Origin of the sequence: Arthrobacter sp. QXT-31, from assembly GCF_001969265.1 — a bacterium.
In the GTDB taxonomy this organism is placed as follows: Bacteria; Actinomycetota; Actinomycetes; order Actinomycetales; family Micrococcaceae; genus Arthrobacter.
This window is the reverse complement of record NZ_CP019304.1, coordinates 3,600,719-3,615,340: the sequence shown is the minus strand read 5'-3', so window position 1 is coordinate 3,615,340 and position 14,622 is coordinate 3,600,719. Positions and strand designations below refer to the sequence as shown.

General features: G+C 66.3%; 15 protein-coding genes. 9 read left to right on the top strand and 6 right to left on the bottom strand.

Going from position 1 to position 14,622, the window contains the following annotated elements; translation table 11 throughout:
* Positions 1–9: 9 nt before the first annotated feature.
* On the top strand, positions 10–726 hold the full coding sequence (locus BWQ92_RS16375; RefSeq protein ID WP_076801177.1) for a GNAT family N-acetyltransferase: 717 nt from the start codon (positions 10–12) through the stop codon (positions 724–726).
* A gap of 26 nt (positions 727–752) precedes the next feature.
* Here BWQ92_RS16375 and BWQ92_RS16370 read toward each other — a convergent pair whose 3' ends face one another.
* The 6 genes from BWQ92_RS16370 to BWQ92_RS16345 form a co-directional block, all read right to left on the bottom strand.
* Positions 753–2,267 carry a DHA2 family efflux MFS transporter permease subunit gene (locus BWQ92_RS16370; protein ID WP_076801175.1) on the bottom strand — a complete coding sequence of 505 codons (1,515 nt, stop codon included), beginning with the start codon at positions 2,265–2,267 and terminating at the stop codon, positions 753–755.
* 4 nt (positions 2,268–2,271) lie between these two features.
* Positions 2,272–2,715 carry an ankyrin repeat domain-containing protein gene (locus tag BWQ92_RS16365; protein WP_236782984.1) on the bottom strand — a complete coding sequence of 148 codons (444 nt, stop codon included), beginning with the start codon at positions 2,713–2,715 and terminating at the stop codon, positions 2,272–2,274.
* Positions 2,712–3,797, bottom strand: a complete 1,086-nt coding sequence (gene ygfZ / locus BWQ92_RS16360; protein WP_076801173.1) for a CAF17-like 4Fe-4S cluster assembly/insertion protein YgfZ — start codon at positions 3,795–3,797, stop codon at positions 2,712–2,714. The genes BWQ92_RS16365 and ygfZ overlap by 4 nt, the downstream gene beginning before the upstream one ends.
* Before the next feature lie 41 nt (positions 3,798–3,838).
* Positions 3,839–4,561 carry a flavodoxin family protein gene (locus tag BWQ92_RS16355; RefSeq protein WP_437177226.1) on the bottom strand — a complete coding sequence of 241 codons (723 nt, stop codon included), beginning with the start codon at positions 4,559–4,561 and terminating at the stop codon, positions 3,839–3,841.
* Between the two features lie 134 nt (positions 4,562–4,695).
* Positions 4,696–5,328: an FABP family protein gene (locus BWQ92_RS16350; protein ID WP_076801169.1), complete on the bottom strand. Its 633-nt coding sequence runs from the start codon at positions 5,326–5,328 to the stop codon at positions 4,696–4,698.
* Positions 5,329–5,492: 164 nt separating this feature from the next.
* Positions 5,493–6,284, bottom strand: coding sequence for a permease (locus BWQ92_RS16345; protein ID WP_076801167.1), 792 nt, complete (start codon positions 6,282–6,284; stop codon positions 5,493–5,495).
* 220 nt (positions 6,285–6,504) lie between these two features.
* On the opposite strand from BWQ92_RS16345, the gene BWQ92_RS16340 reads away from it, so the two are divergent.
* The 8 genes from BWQ92_RS16340 to BWQ92_RS16305 all read left to right on the top strand — a co-directional run bounded on the left by BWQ92_RS16340 (position 6,505) and on the right by BWQ92_RS16305 (position 14,618).
* Positions 6,505–7,203: a winged helix-turn-helix transcriptional regulator gene (locus BWQ92_RS16340; RefSeq protein WP_076801165.1), complete on the top strand. Its 699-nt coding sequence runs from the start codon at positions 6,505–6,507 to the stop codon at positions 7,201–7,203.
* Positions 7,204–7,453: 250 nt separating this feature from the next.
* Entirely contained in the window at positions 7,454–8,425 is a 972-nt protein-coding gene (mshD, locus tag BWQ92_RS16335; RefSeq protein WP_076801163.1) for a mycothiol synthase, read from the top strand.
* Positions 8,426–8,530: 105 nt separating this feature from the next.
* Positions 8,531–10,780: an RNA degradosome polyphosphate kinase gene (locus BWQ92_RS16330; protein WP_076801161.1), complete on the top strand. Its 2,250-nt coding sequence runs from the start codon at positions 8,531–8,533 to the stop codon at positions 10,778–10,780.
* 11 nt (positions 10,781–10,791) lie between these two features.
* Positions 10,792–11,763 (top strand): NUDIX hydrolase, encoded by a 972-nt coding sequence (locus tag BWQ92_RS16325; RefSeq protein ID WP_076801159.1) that lies wholly within the window; start codon positions 10,792–10,794, stop codon positions 11,761–11,763.
* A gap of 49 nt (positions 11,764–11,812) precedes the next feature.
* A complete protein-coding gene (locus tag BWQ92_RS16320) occupies positions 11,813–12,616 on the top strand; it encodes a thymidylate synthase (RefSeq protein ID WP_076801157.1) in 804 nt (267 codons plus the stop codon).
* Positions 12,613–13,197: a dihydrofolate reductase gene (locus tag BWQ92_RS16315; RefSeq protein WP_076801155.1), complete on the top strand. Its 585-nt coding sequence runs from the start codon at positions 12,613–12,615 to the stop codon at positions 13,195–13,197. The genes BWQ92_RS16320 and BWQ92_RS16315 overlap by 4 nt, the downstream gene beginning before the upstream one ends.
* Before the next feature lie 3 nt (positions 13,198–13,200).
* Positions 13,201–13,419 carry an NF038396 family protein gene (locus BWQ92_RS16310; protein WP_076801153.1) on the top strand — a complete coding sequence of 73 codons (219 nt, stop codon included), beginning with the start codon at positions 13,201–13,203 and terminating at the stop codon, positions 13,417–13,419.
* Between the two features lie 119 nt (positions 13,420–13,538).
* Complete coding sequence (locus BWQ92_RS16305; protein WP_087873982.1) at positions 13,539–14,618, top strand: WXG100 family type VII secretion target; 1,080 nt, start codon at positions 13,539–13,541, stop codon at positions 14,616–14,618.
* The last annotated feature ends 4 nt before the right edge of the window (positions 14,619–14,622 follow it).

Sequence of the window (14,622 nt, the reverse complement as noted above, 5' to 3'; positions counted from 1 at the left end):
GCTGGGAGCATGAGTCTTGACCCCGGATCCGCCGCCATCATCCAGCTTGCCTGGGCGCGCCGCCTGGGGCTCGACGACGGTGCTTTCGCCCGCGCGCTGGAAACCGGGGAGCGGATCACCAGGGTTGACGACGCCGCGCACTCGGTGGAGTTCGTCCGTCTGTTCGGCAGCTCGGCCCTGGTGGGTCCCGAGTGGGCGGTGGACGCCGCTGCCGGCATTTCCGATGAGGAGATGGCCCAGCACGTCACCCTGCTGACCATCACCCGCCGCCACGGCGGCCATGGCCAGGGGTCGGCCGCGCTCTTCTTCGCGGACGACCTGCCGCTGCTGCAGCCGGCGGAGGAGCTGACGGTGTCGCACGGCAACCCGGAGGCTATCGAACTCGAGGGACTGTGCCCGCCCGATGACGTGAACGAGGTGGGCCTGTCCGACCTCGAGAACCGCTACACCATCATTCACGACGACGAGGGGCAGCGGGTGCCGGTGGCCTGCGGCGCCTACTCCGAATGGGAAGGGATCCTCGCCCACATGGGGGTTCTCGTCGCGCCGGAGTGGCGGCGCCGCGGACTGGGATCGCTGGCCGCCTCGGTGGCTGCCCACGAGGCACTGGCCTCGGGGCTGACGCTGCAGTGGCGCACCGACGTCAGCAACAAGGGCTCACTGGCCACGGCCCGCAGCCTGGGCTTTTCCACCGGGGGCATCCAGACCAGCGTGCTGCTCGGCTAGGCGCCGGACAGCGCAGCCGTCCAGCGTCAGCGCGCTGCCGTCTCCGCGTCCTGGCCGGATGCCGGCTGCTGCCCGCCCCATCCCTGCACCGGCTTGTGCCCGGCGAAGAACAGGGCCACCGCGGCGCCGAGCACAATAACAGCTGCAGGCAGCATGATCGACTGTCCCATCGCCGTCGAGAAGCCGTCATGGAGGGCCGGGGGCAACTGGCCGCCGAAGCCACTTGCTTCACCGGCGACCCCGGGCGTCCCGGTGGCCGCCGGAAGCTCCGCAGCGAGCCGGGCCTGCATAACGACGGCGATGGCGGCACTGCCGAGGACGGCGCCGATCTGCCGCGTCGTGTTGTAGACGCCCGCGCCGGCCCCCGCCTGCCGCATCGGCAGGTTGCGGGTGGCGGTGGAGCTCAGGGGTGCCCAGATGCCGGCGTTTGCGAAGCCGAGCAATGCGCTTGGCAGCAGGAAAAGCCACACGGGGGTGTCCGGATGCATGAGCGCGGAATTCCAGAACAGCGCCAGGGCCATCAGCAGCAGGCCAGCGGACGTGATGTATCTGGGGTTCGCCCGGTCGATGATCCTGCCCACCAGGGGCGCCAAAGCACCGGAGATCAGCGCCGTCGGCGCCATCAACAGGGCGGATTGCGTGGGGGTCATGTCCCGCACGATCTGGTAGTAGAAAATGAGCGGAAGCACGAAGGCGGTGACGGTGAATCCGACAGTGGTGATGCCAATGTTCGCCAGCGAGAAGTTGCGGTCCCTGAAGAGGGCCAGCGGCAGGAGCGGTTCGCCCTTGTTGGCCGCCTGCCAGCCAACAAAGAGCGCCAGCACCACGATGCCGCTGATGATCAGCCCCCACACGGTGACCGGCCCGGTGATGGTGCCCCAGTCGTACGTCTCGCCCTCCTGGATGCCGAACACCAGCAGGAAAAGCCCGACGGCGCTGAGCACCACCCCGGGAATGTCGAACCTGTGCGGGTGGGTGGCCAGGGACGGAACGAAGCGCCAGGCCAGGATGAAGCCCACGATCCCGACGGGCACGTTGATGAAGAAAATCCATTCCCAGCCCAGGCCGTCCACGAGGACGCCGCCCAGGATGGGTCCCACAAGCGTGGCCACGCCGGCGGTGGCGCCCCAGAGGCCCATGGCGGCGCCCCGCCCGTCCGGCGGGAAGATCCTGGTGATCACGGCCATGGTCTGCGGCGCCATCAGGGCTGCCCCGAGGCCCTGCAGGACGCGGGCGGCGATGAGCATTCCAACCGTGCCGGACAGCCCGCAGCCCAAGGAAGCCAGGGTGAAGACCACAAGGCCGGACAGGTACAGCCGCTTCGGGCCGAACCTGTCGCCCAGCCTGCCGGTGATCAGCAGCGGCACCGCATAGGCGAGCAGATAGGCGCTGGTGACCCAGATGACGGCATTAATGTCCGTATCCAGCCCCTCCATGATCCGCGGGTTGGCCACCGAGACGATCGTGGTGTCGATCAGGATCATGAAGAACCCGATGACGAGGGACCAGAGGGCAGGCCAGGGCCTGCTGACCTTCTCCAAAGACCTAGCCCAGCAATTCCAGGATGTCGTCGCGGGCGAACATCCGGGCGGCATCACGTGCTGAGGGCGAGCCGGCGTCGGGATCTGCACCCGCGTCCACCAGTGCCCGGACAACATCCGGGTAGCCCTTGAACACCGCGCCGGCCAGCGGGGTCTGTCCCCGGTCATTGGCGGCGTTGGCGTCACCGCCGTGGTGCAGGATGAGCTGCACGGTTTCAGCGTGGCCGTGGTAGGCAGCGAGCATGACCAGCGAGTCGCCGGCGTAGTTGGTCAGCGTTGCGGGGGCGCCTGCGTTGAGGTAGCTGCGCAGCAACTCGGTCTCGCCGTTGCGGGCGGCGTCGAGGAGGGTGCGCGCCAGCTCGAGGGTCTCCTCGTCCGGCTGCTGCGACACAGGCTGTGAAGCGGGCTGCTCGGAAGCGCCGGTTCCGGCCGCGGTGGAATCTGTCATCTGTGGGTCCCCCTCAGGAATCCTGTCTGCCTTCCGACGACCTGTCCGGCGTCGGGCGCCACGATTACTTCCTGCGCGGCTGTGTACGGCTCGTCACCGTCCATAACCGTCAGTATTTCATCCGGCGCGACCGAACGCTTGATGACAGCCAGCGCGATCGGACCCATCTCGTAGTGCTGCGCCACCGAGGTCACCGTGCCCACCTTGCGCTCCCCCACCCGGACTTCACTGCCGGGGGCTGGCATGGTGTGCTGCGAACCGTCGAGCTGCAGGAACACGAGCCGCCGCGGCGGGTGGCCAAGGTTGTGGACACGGGCGATTGTCTCCTGGCCCTTGTAGCACCCCTTGGCCAAGTGCACTGCGGTCCGGAGCAGGTCCAGCTCGTGCGGAATGGTTTTGTCGTCCGTTTCAGCGCCAAGCCGCGGGCGCCAGGCGGCCACACGCAGCGCTTCGGCGGAGAGGACTCCGGCGAGCTTCCGGTCCCCCACCGTCTGCTCAAGCTCCGCCGCCGGTACCAGGTACTCGAACCACGGCCGCTCCGCGCCCGGGTGCGTGTCCTCCGGAACCACCGCATAGGAGTAGCCGCCGGCGCCGACATGCGGCCAGGGGTCCTGCCAGACCAGCAGGCCGGACCACTCCGGCACAGCCTTGGTGGACCCCACCACTGCCCAGTCCGCCGATACGTCCGCGACCTCTACGCGGAGCATGAACTTCATCTTGGTCAGCCACTCGGCCAGGGGGCCCGCCTCGGCGGCCTCAACAATCAGCCAGGTAGTCCCGCCGTCGTCCACTACACGCGCATCAAACTCGATGCGGCCCTGCACGCTCAGGAGCAGCAGCTCGCTGGACTCCCCGGGCTGGAGGTTGGTGACCTGCTGCGAGGACAGCGTGTTAAGCCAGCTCAGGCGGTCCGGACCGGTGACTGTCACCACGCCGCGGTGGGAAAGATCGACGACGGCGGTTCCGGCAGCCAGGGCGCGCTGCTCCCGCAGCGGCTCGCCATAGTGGGATGCGACGCCGGCGTCGGCGCCGCCCGCTTCAACGGCGCCAGGGCGCGACAACAGAGGGCTCTTGGTAGTCATATGAAGGGGAACGTCCTTGGCTGGGAGGGTATTCCGGCCACCTAGCGGTATTCCGGGTTTTCGAAACCAAACTTGGTTCCGGCCTTCCATTCTTCCGGAAGGTTGCCGTAGGCGGGAATTCCGCCGGCGTCCTTGAGGGTCCGGGCCAGGTGCAGGAGGTTCCACGTCATGAAGGTGGTGTTCCGGTTCGTAAAGTCGCTCTCCGGACCGCCCGAGCCCTCGTCCAGGTAGCTGGGTCCGGGCCCGACGGGGCCGATCCAGCCGGCGTCGGCCTGCGGCGGAATGGTGAACCCGATGTGCTGCAGGCTGTAGAGCACGTTCATGGAGCAGTGCTTGATGCCGTCCTCGTTGCCGGTGATCAGGCAGCCGCCCACCTTGGGGTAAAAAGCCCACTGGCCCTTGCCGTTGAGCTGGCCCGAATGGGCGTAAAGCCGCTCGATGAGCTTCTTGGTCTGCGAGGAGTTGTCCCCGAGCCAGATGGGGCCGGCCACCACCACGATGTCGGCCTCCTGGACGGCAGGGTAAAGCTCGGGCCATTCATCGGTGGCCCAGCCGTGCTCGCGCATGTCCGGGTACACGCCGCTGGCAATGTCGTGGTCGACGGTCCGGATGACCCGCGTGGCCACGCCCTGCTTCTCCATGATCAGCCGGCTTACCCTGATCAGGCCCTCGGTGTTGCTCTTCTCCGGCGAAGGCTTGAGCGTGCCGTTGAAGTACACGGCTTTGAGGTCGCTGTAGTCAGCCGGGGGCTGGGATTCATCCATCGGACGCTCCATCGGGTTGCTGCGGACTCAGGCGGGGAGACCTGAGGCCAACGTAGCCGAAGGGAGCTCCAACGAACAGGGCCGCAGAATAGAGTTTCCGAACAGCGGGGTGCGGAACTGCGGGCAGGCCGCGGTCAGGAGACCTTTTGGAGGAACGCCGAGGCGTGGGCTTCGAGGCCGTTGCCCGGCTCGGCGGCCGTGCCGGCTGCCGGCGGCCTGCCGGTGGCAACGTCCCACCGCCAGAGCAGGTTGCCCTCGACCAGCCCGAAGATCCGGGTGGCCGCACTGTATTCCTTGGAGTGGCTGCCACGCATCACCATGTCGGTGCTGAGCTGGATCTGCGGGCCCTTGATCTGCCCGTAGTAGAGCTCCGAGATGCCGCCGGGATGGCTGATCGACACGGAGATGTCGAAGCCGCCGTCCTTGTTGCGGAGCGCCTCGACCTCGTCGGCGCTTTTCAACACAGGCACGATATCCCCGGGCACCAGGCCGGGGCCGCTGTCGGCCTCCAGCTGCTTGCGCTCGAGGGCCCAAAATCCGGTCTCCACAGTGAGTGGCCGGAGCTTGGTACCGTCCTCGTCGGTCAGCCAGCTCTCCGCACGGTACTGCAGGTACGGCAGACCGTTATGGGTGAAGGAGACATGCTGCAGGAAGTGCTCTGAACCTTCGTCACCGGCCCCGAGCCGGCCGCGGCCCTCCCACTCGCCAATGAGCCAGGAGAGGGGAACCAGTTCGGGGGTCAGGTCTGTAGGAATTTCAATAGGCACAGCCGCTACCTCTCGAAACCGCTAAGCAGGGGTCTACTTCTGTCCCTTGAACAGCCGGTAGACAACGAAACCGGCGAACCAGGCCATGGACAGGCTGGCGATGCCGAGCAGAACAAGGAAGAAGATTTCAAATGCAATTACGGACATGGTGCCATCCTAACCCGTCAGGAGATGAGTAGTTTGTCTATGAAGTAGGCCAACGAACCGACCGCTGCGACCGGCGCCAGGCCTATGCCAAGAGCGGCGGGAAAATTCAATGGAGCGCCCCGGAGCGTCACCAGCCGGCGGAAGCTGACCAGGACCGCCCCCACCACCACACCGAATATGGCGGCGGGCAAAACGGCGATGTCGGAGAAAACCAGGCCGGCGAGCGGCCCGGCCAGCCCGGCGAGGGTGATGCCGAGGGGCGCAATAATCCGGTCGGGCCAGCGGATGAGGCCGGCGAGCAGCGGCACGGCGGCGCTGATGCCTGCCACCAGCACCATCTCCTTGACACCGTTGAACCTGGCCCCGGCGATCCACCCCGAGCCCAGGCAGGACAGGAGGACGCCCACACAGCAGCCGAGCGTGGATTCCAGCCGTTGCGCCTGGCCGGTCCCGCGGACCACCTGGACGAGGAACACGGCGGTGACGCCCATGGCGATGAAGCCGGGCGTCCAGTTGAGGTATCCGGGAGCGGCGGTGAAGGTGGCGGCAACGGCAGAACCGGCCCCTGTCAGTCCGATTACCGCGGCGAGGGTTTTCTTGGCCGGAATTCCCAGATAGTGGGGCCAGCCGATGCCGATGCCCAGGGCAAAAAGCACGGCCACCGCAAGGAGGACATCCGGAGTCCGGAAGACGCTGGCCACCAGCGTCGCAAGGCCCGCCAGGCCAACGACTCCAATGCTCCACGACTGGAGCGTCCGGCCCGCAACCGCAGGAGCGCCCACCCCGGGGCCAGGCCTTGGGGTACTCATCTCGGACTCTGCACTCAAATCGCTGCGACCTCATCCTGGCTGTGCCGTTGACGGGCAGGGCTCGGCCCCCTGACGGTTTCAATCCTGCCCTATGTGACTGCCATATGTCGTAAACAAGGCACGCGGGTGCGGCCAGCCGCTGTCAGTCCGGAGGCCGTTGGGTATACTCAAACATCAGCTCAGTCGCCCGACGATGCGCAGACAGCCCCTTGGAGGAATAATGTCGCACATCCTGTTACTGACCAACAGCACCGGATCATCGGTGGACATCCTGCCTGCCCTGGAGCTCCTGAACCACCGGGTGCACATCCTCCCGGCAGAGCCCACCGCGCTGCTCGAAACAGACCCGTGCGACATCGTCCTCCTGGACGCACGCAAGGACCTCGTGGGCGCCCGCTCCCTCACCCAGCTCCTGAAGGCCACCGGCCTCAGCGCCCCACTGGTGCTGATCCTCACCGAAGGCGGCATGGCGGCGGTTTCCTCCGCCTGGTCCGTCGATGACATCGTGCTCGACTCGGCCGGCCCCGCCGAAGTTGAGGCACGCATCCGGCTCTCCGTGGCGCGAGCTGTACCCGAGCAGGAGGAGGCCCCCTCCGAAATCCGGGCGGCCGGCGTCATTATTGACGAGGCAAGCTACACAGCACGCGTCAACGGCGCGGCGCTGAACCTGACCTTCAAGGAATTCGAACTCCTGAAGTACCTGGCACAGCACCCCGGCCGGGTCTTCACCCGGCAGCAGCTTCTGACCGAGGTCTGGGGCTACGACTACTATGGCGGCACCCGGACCGTGGACGTTCACGTCCGGCGGCTTCGCGCCAAGCTGGGCGCCGACCACGAGAACCTCATCAGCACGGTGCGCAACGTGGGCTACCGGCTCACGCTCATGCGCCAGCAGGAGGACGAACTCACCGAGGCGTAAGCCTCCCGGCAGAACCGGCCGTAGCTACAAAACCAGCCATAAAGTACAGAATGGCCCGGCTCATCAGAGCCGGGCCATTCTGTATTCATAACTACAAGTGGAGGACATACGGGTCGAACGTATCGAGGCCACCCCACTGGTGGATCCCCCTCGCAACCGCCATGAATGCCGGCTGAGGTAACGACTATACGGGCCGCCACGGCGTGTTCCAAATCGGGTGTGCCCGGCAGCCTCCGTATAGCCTTACACCATGAGTCCTGCGCACCCGGAGAAATGGCCTGTCCTTGTCGTCAAGGGCGGAGTGGATGAAGACCTGCTGCGGGATATCCGCACTCTGCTGTCCGCCGCCGAGGAATCGGACGGCAATCCTCCCGTCTCGGAACAGACCCTTGTCACCATGCGCGCCGCGGACACGGGCCCGCACACGTTGCTGACCCTGGCCCTTTACGCGCCCGACGAGCAGTCCGACCCCGCCACGGCGCAAGATCTGGCCGGGTTCGCAGTGGTCGTCGAGGAACCGGACGGGACGGGCGTGGTGGAAATCGCCGTGCACCCCAGCTACCGGAACCAGGGAGTGGCGGACAGGCTGGTGGGCACGCTGCAGTCCTCCCGCGGCTTGGCCGGGCTCAAGGCGTGGTCGCACGGCAACCATGAAGCCGCCGCGGACCTCGCAGCCCGGTACGGCTTCGGCCCGGTTCGGGAGCTGTGGAAGATGCGGCTCACCACCGCCGCCGCTGACCTGCCCGACGTCGGTCTTCCGGAGGGGGTCTCGATCCGCGCCTTCGTGCCGGGCAAGGATGAAGACGCCTGGCTCGCAGCGAACCGCGAGGCTTTCGCGCACCACCCGGAGCAGGGCTCCCTGACCAGGGCTGACCTGCAGGCCCGGATGGATGAACCCTGGTTCGACCCCGCCGGATTCCTGCTGGCCGAGGACCGCGACGGGCGCCTGCTTGGCTACCACTGGACCAAGGTGCATCCGCAGCACGGGAGCCACCCTGCCATCGGCGAGGTGTACGTCGTGGGTGTCACGCCCGCCGCCCAGGGCATGGGCCTGGGCAAGGCGCTGACCGTGGCCGGCATCCGTCACCTCCAGCAGCAGGGGCTGCACGCCGTGATGCTGTACACGGACGCCGACAACACTCCGGCCGTCTCGCTGTACCGGCGGCTGGGCTTCACGCGCTGGGATATGGACGTCATGTACGGGCCGCTGGAGGGACGCTGATCACCGCCTCCGGCACGGGTGCCGGAGGCGTTGAAATCTTCGGGTCCCGGACCGGTGAATGCTTGTAAGGTTGAAAATAAACCCGCCAGTACCCAAGGAGAGCGCATGCAACCGGAATCCGCCGGAACAGCCACCACCGAAATCAAGGCGGCCCCCGTGCGCGCCCGGTTCGGCTCCTCCGAAGTGCCGGCGTCCCGCGCAACGCAGGACCGGATCGACATCCCCGAATTCGCGGCCATCCTGGAACCCGAGGGGGAGATCAGCCCGGACCGGTTCCTGGACCGCGAGCTGAGCTGGCTCGCGTTCAACGCCCGGGTCCTCGAACTTGCCGAAGACCCCGACCTGTACCTGCTGGAACGCGTCAACTTCCTCTCGATCTTCGCCTCCAACCTCGACGAATTCTTCATGGTCCGCGTGGCCGGCCTGAAGCGCCGCATCGCCACGGGTCTCGCAGTCCCCTCCCCCGCCGGACTGAGCCCCGTCCAGGTCCTGGAGCAGATCGGCGAGGCAGCCCACCGCCTGCAGCAGCGCCACGCCCAGGTCTACGCGGACCAGATCCAGCCTGCGCTCGCCTATGAGCACATCCACCTCATGCACTGGGACGAGCTCGACGACGAGGCCAAGCACCGGCTCAGCGCCATGTTCGCGGAGAAGGTTTTCCCCATCCTCACCCCGCTCGCCGTGGACCCCGCCCACCCGTTCCCGTACATCTCGGGCCTTTCGCTGAACCTGGCTGTGGTGGTCCGGAACCCGGTCAGCGACAAGGAGCTCTTTGCCCGCGTCAAGGTGCCGGACCAGCTGCCCCGCCTGATTTCCATCGACGGCCCCAGGGCGGGCTCGGTGCCCGGCCGCGTGGCGCGGTTTATCGCCCTCGAGGAAGTCATCGCCGTCCACCTGGACCAGCTCTTCCCCGGCATGGAGGTCCTGGAACACCACACGTTCCGTGTGACCCGCAACGAGGACGTGGAGGTGGAAGAGGACGACGCCGAAAACCTCCTGCAGGCGCTCGAGAAGGAACTGCTGCGCCGCCGGTTCGGCCCGCCCGTCCGGCTGGAGGTCACCAACGACATCAACCCGAACATCCGTGCGCTGCTGATCCGCGAGCTCGGCGTGGAAGAGTCGGAGGTCTACTCTGTTCCGGCGCCGCTGGACCTGCGCGGTTTGTCCGTGATCGGCAACATCGACCGCGCGGACCTGCACTACCCCAAGCATGTGCCCCACACCTCGCGGTACCTGAACGAGTCCGAGACGTCCAAGGCCGCGAACGTCTTCGCCGCGATGCGCCGCCGGGACATCCTGCTGCACCACCCCTACGATTCGTTCTCCACCTCCGTCCAGGCGTTCCTGGAACAGGCGGCGGCGGACCCCAAGGTGCAGGCCATCAAGCAGACCCTGTACCGGACCTCGGGCGACTCCCCCATCGTCGACGCCCTCATCGACGCCGCCGAGGCAGGCAAGCAGGTTCTGGCCCTCGTGGAGATCAAGGCCCGCTTCGACGAGCAGGCCAACATCTCCTGGGCCCGCAAGCTGGAGCAGGCAGGCGTCCACGTGGTCTACGGCATCGTGGGCCTGAAGACCCACTGCAAGCTCTCCCTCGTGGTCCGCCAGGAGGTGGACGGGCTGCGCCGCTACTGCCACATCGGTACGGGCAACTACCACCCGCGGACCGCCCGCTACTACGAGGACCTCGGGCTCCTGACCGCGAACAACCAGGTGGGAGAGGACCTGTCCAAGCTGTTCAACCAGCTGTCCGGGTACGCCCCCAAGTCAACCTTCAAGCGGCTCCTGGTGGCACCCCGGTCCGTGCGCTCCGGCCTGATCGAAAGGATCGAGGGCGAAATCCGTAACGCGCGCGCAGGCATTCCCGCCCGTGTGCAGATCAAGGTTAATTCCATGGTGGATGAGGCCATCATCGATTCCCTGTACCGCGCTTCGCAGGCGGGCGTAAAGGTCGACGTCATTGTCCGCGGCATCTGCTCGCTGCGCCCCGGCATCCCCGGGCTGAGCGAGAACATCACAGTCCGTTCCGTCCTCGGCCGCTTCCTCGAGCACTCGCGGGTTTTCGCCTTCGGCAACGGCGGCGACCCCGTCGTCTACATCGGTTCGGCCGACATGATGCACCGCAACCTGGACCGCCGGGTGGAAGCCCTCGTGCAGCTGTCCGGCGACGAAAACACCGCCTACGTCCTGGACCTGATGCGCCGCTATATTGACCCCGATACGTCCAGTTGGCATCTGGACAGCGACGGCGAGTGGACCCGGCACCACATCGGCGACGACGGCAGCAAGCTTGACGATGTCCAGTCCTGGCTCCTGGCATCACGCTCCCGGCAGCGCGCCGTCGCCCGGCGGTAGGAACCCGGCCTTTGAAGAGCAGCGACTCACCCATAGCGGACCAGACCGACCATCCGGGCGAGCCGGTCGCCGTCACGGCGGCCGGCGCCCTGCCTTGGCGCGTTAAGAAGGACCAGCTGGAGGTCCTTCTGATCCACCGCCCGCGCTACGACGACTGGTCATGGCCAAAAGGCAAGCTTGACCCCGGAGAGACGGTGCCGGAGTGCGCCGTCCGTGAGGTGGAGGAGGAGATCGGCCTCGTGGCTCCGCTGGGCATCCCGCTCCCGCCCATCCACTACCACGTCACCGCTGGACTGAAGGTTGTGCATTACTGGGCTGTTGAGGTCACGGGCAATTCCCTGCGCCCGGACGGCAAGGAAGTGGACAGTGTCATGTGGTGCACACCGGAACGTGCCGCCTCGCTGCTGTCCAACCCCACGGACCGTGTGCCGCTGGAGTACCTCGCGGCGGCGCACGCCCGGAAGGAACTGCAGACCTGGCCGCTCGTGATCGTGCGCCATGCCAAGGCCAAGCCGCGCTCCTCCTGGACCAAGGCCGAAGGCGAGAGGCCCCTGGCTGCTACCGGGGTCCGCCAGGCACAGGCTGTGCACAGGCTGCTGAAGGCCTGGAAGCCGCTGCGCGTGGTTACCAGCCCCTGGCTGCGCTGTGTGGCCACCATCGCCCCCTACGCCAAGTCCTCTGACGCCAAAGTGAAATTGGTGGATGCGCTGACGGAGCACCGGCATGCCCGCAACCCCAAGAAGGCGGCGGCCGCCGTCGATGCCTTGTTCGACAAGCAGCGCGCGGTAGTGCTGTGCACCCACCGGCCAACCCTACCCACCGTGCTCGGCCGGCTTGCCGGCTACATGACCCCGCGGCTCAAGGGGCTGCTGCCGGTGGCTGACCCGTACCTGGCCCCGGGCGAAATGATCGTCTGCCACGTGGCGCACGGCAGCAAGAGCCGGATCGTGTCCGTGGAGCAGTTCAAACCTTTTGACGACTGAGGATTCGGGGGTCCCGGGGCGACACTCGCACTTCGAATAGACTGGACGGGTGAGCATCCCAACGCCCTATGAAGACCTTCTGCGCGACGTCATGGCCCACGGCACGCACAAATCGGACCGCACCGGCACCGGAACCAGCAGTGTTTTCGGCCGCCAAATCCGCTTTGATCTGGGCGAGAGCTTCCCGCTGATCACCACCAAGCGGGTGCACTTCAAGTCCGTTGCCGTCGAGCTGCTCTGGTTCCTCCGCGGCGACTCCAACGTGAAGTGGATGCAGGACCAGGGCGTGACCATCTGGAACGAATGGGCCGACGCCGAGGGTGAACTCGGTCCGGTCTACGGCGTCCAGTGGCGGAGCTGGCCCACCCCGGACGGCGGCCACATTGACCAGATCGCCGAGCTTGTGGAGAGCCTGAAGAAAAACCCGGATTCACGGCGGCACATCGTCTCGGCCTGGAACGTCAGTGAGCTCAAGGACATGGCACTGCCGCCCTGCCACGCGTTCTTCCAGTTCTACGTCGCGGACGGCAAGCTCTCCTGCCAGCTGTACCAGCGCTCCGCTGACATGTTCCTGGGCGTGCCCTTCAACATCGCTTCCTACGCGCTGCTGACGTGCATGCTGGCGCAGCAGACCGGCCTCGAACCCGGCGAATTCATCTGGACCGGCGGCGACGTGCACATCTACGACAACCACATGGACCAGGTTCTGAAGCAGCTGGAACGGGAACCGTACGAGTACCCGCAGCTGAAGATCACGCGCAAGCCGGAATCGATCTTCGACTACACCCTGGACGACTTCGAAGTGGTGGGCTACCGGCACCACCCCACGATCAAGGCACCGATCGCCGTATGAGCACGGAGGGCATTATGGACGGGCAGGCTTTCAGCGAGGACATCGCCGCGAACGTGACGGGGATCGGGCTGGTCTGGGCCCAGACCACCTCGGGCGTGATCGGCAAGGACGGCGACATGCCCTGGAACCTGCCGGAGGACATGAAGCACTTCACCAGGGTCACCACCGGCCATCCCGTCATCATGGGGCGCAAGACCTGGCTATCGTTCCCCGAGAAGTACCGGCCGCTGCCCAACCGGACCAACATCGTCATTACCCGGCAGGAAAACTGGGGCAGCACGCCCGAGGCGGAGGGCGCCGTCGTCGTCAAATCCCTGGACGATGCTCTGCTGGAATCCCAGTTCGCCCCCGGCTTTGAGTCTGTCTGGATCGTGGGAGGCGGGGAAATTTTCAAGGAGGCCGCGGACCTGGCCAACGTCGCCGTCGTCACCACCATCGACATGGACGCCGACGGCGACACATACGCCCCGGAGCTCGGCGACGGTTGGGTGGCGGGGACTTCCGTGCCCGCCCAAGGCTGGCTGACGGCAGCCAACGGCACGCGCTACCGGTTCGCCACGTGGAACCGCTCGGAAGGTTAGAAGATGTTGCGTAAACCTGAAACCCTCTTTGTGCTCGGCTACATGCTGCTGCCGCTGCTTGCACTGCTGTCTGCCATTGTGGGCCTGACCATGATCCTGGGCGGCAACAAGATTCCCGGCATTATCGTGCTGGTGGTGGTGACGCAGGTGTTCGCTTTCGGTGCCTTCTTTGCCCTCCGCGCCCGCAAGAATGCGCTGCTGGAGGAGCCCGACGGCCAGTAGCGGCTCTGATGGGTAGTGGTGCCCATCGCGGCGGCCCTGGGCCCCGACTAGAGTGATGGCCGGACTTAGCAGCAACCGTCTCCATGTGGGGCGGCCAGGATTTGGGGGATGATGCCGCAGTGACAGGTAATCTGTGGGGCGCCGACGTCGCGCAGCTTCGCACACTCGCGCAGCAGTTCGGAAAGGTCTCCGACAACCTTCTCAGCACGTCGGCACAGCTGACCAACCAGATCAACAACAACCCGTCCTGGAAGGGCAACGACGCCGCGCAGTTCCGTTCGGACTGGAACGGCAGCCACCGGGCAATCCTCCAGCAGACAGCCCGTGCGCTCAAGGACGAATCCCGCAAGCTGCTGGACAACGCCAATGAACAGGAGAAGGCCAGCGACGCGGCGCCGGGCTCCGGTGGCGGTCCCGTCAGCCTCGGAGAACCCGGCACTTCGCTGCCCGGAGTGCTTGGCGGTGTGCTGCTCGGCGGAATTGGCGCGCTCCGGGCGGGCCTGACCCTGCAAAAGTTCATCAAGGCCCCCCTCACCCTGGCCAAGCACCTCGGGCAGTACGGCTGGGTGCTTAAGAACCAGCGGGCCGATTTCATCAAGTCGTTTTTGCAGGGAAGCCACCGCGTTGGCGGACCCGGGTTTGCTGCACACCGGCTGCTCGGGAACCCTGCCCTGGACGACCTGCTGAAGGGGTCCGCCGCGGCCAACCGCGGGCTCGGGCTGATCGACAAGGCTTCCGACATTGCGTCCCTGAAGAACCTGAACCAGCACATCGGCGTGCTGTCCAGGTTCGGCCCCGTCCTGGAGGAGAAGCCCTGGCTTGGCGCCGGGACCAAGCTTGAGTGGCTGGGCAAGTCAGGCCTTGCCCGCGGCCTTGGCTGGGCCGGCGTGGGCTTCAGCGCCTACGACTCCGTCAAAAGCTTTGCCGACGGCGACATCAAGGGCGGTCTGGCAGGCGTCGGCAAGACGGCCCTCGGCGTGGGCTGTTTCCTGCCGCCGCCGGCCGGGACTGTGTGCCAGGTCGCCAGCGTCGGCATAGCTGTGTACGAGAACTGGGACACCATCAGCAGCGTCGGGAAGAACATCGGTGAAGGCGTCGTCAACGCCGTAAAGGACCCAGGCAAGTTCGTCAGTGATACGAAGGATACGCTGGTTGACGCCGGCAAGTCCGTAGGCAAGTTCTTTGGATTCGGCGATTAGGAGA

What these genes read in the sequence shown, in the direction of transcription:
- BWQ92_RS16340 (WP_076801165.1), top strand. Translation starts at nt 6,505, where the DNA reads ATGTCGCACATCCTGTTACTGACCAACAGCACCGGATCATCGGTGGAC.
- BWQ92_RS16365 (WP_236782984.1), bottom strand. Translation starts at nt 2,715, where the DNA reads ATGACAGATTCCACCGCGGCCGGAACCGGCGCTTCCGAGCAGCCCGCT.
- BWQ92_RS16310 (WP_076801153.1), top strand. Translation starts at nt 13,201, where the DNA reads ATGTTGCGTAAACCTGAAACCCTCTTTGTGCTCGGCTACATGCTGCTG.
- mshD (WP_076801163.1), top strand. Translation starts at nt 7,454, where the DNA reads ATGAGTCCTGCGCACCCGGAGAAATGGCCTGTCCTTGTCGTCAAGGGC.
- ygfZ (WP_076801173.1), bottom strand. Translation starts at nt 3,797, where the DNA reads ATGACTACCAAGAGCCCTCTGTTGTCGCGCCCTGGCGCCGTTGAAGCG.
- BWQ92_RS16355 (WP_437177226.1), bottom strand. Translation starts at nt 4,561, where the DNA reads ATGGATGAATCCCAGCCCCCGGCTGACTACAGCGACCTCAAAGCCGTG.
- BWQ92_RS16375 (WP_076801177.1), top strand. Translation starts at nt 10, where the DNA reads ATGAGTCTTGACCCCGGATCCGCCGCCATCATCCAGCTTGCCTGGGCG.
- BWQ92_RS16330 (WP_076801161.1), top strand. Translation starts at nt 8,531, where the DNA reads ATGCAACCGGAATCCGCCGGAACAGCCACCACCGAAATCAAGGCGGCC.
- BWQ92_RS16315 (WP_076801155.1), top strand. Translation starts at nt 12,613, where the DNA reads ATGAGCACGGAGGGCATTATGGACGGGCAGGCTTTCAGCGAGGACATC.
- BWQ92_RS16345 (WP_076801167.1), bottom strand. Translation starts at nt 6,284, where the DNA reads ATGAGTACCCCAAGGCCTGGCCCCGGGGTGGGCGCTCCTGCGGTTGCG.